General features: G+C 56.9%; 1 protein-coding gene. It reads left to right on the top strand.

Features of this window, described 5'->3' with window-relative positions; genetic code table 11:
• Window positions 1-262: FAD-dependent oxidoreductase (locus AC0L3U_RS39590; RefSeq protein WP_473365147.1), on the top strand; the 262-nt coding region annotated here is incomplete at both ends.

Below are 262 nucleotides of genomic sequence, written 5' to 3'. Positions count from 1 at the left end.
AGGAGAGCATCGATTTCGACTTGGAGCGGCGAGGAATATTGCACGTTTATTCGAGCAAACCCGAGTTCGATGCGGCCTCTCGCGTGAATCAGTTGCTGCTCAAGGGCGGATTGGATCGCCGTCCCGTGACGCCTTCTGAGATGCTTACAATAGAGCCAGCTCTGCGCGATCAGTATTATGGTGGCTTCTTTACCCCGTCTGACTCAACCGGCGACATTCACAAGTTCACGCGCGGCCTCGCTGCGGCTTGCGAGCGAGGAGG

This window comes from Bradyrhizobium sp. Kon69, from assembly GCF_055807515.1.
Note: the sequence above shows the minus strand (reverse complement) of the source record. Positions and strands in the feature narration are given on the sequence as shown.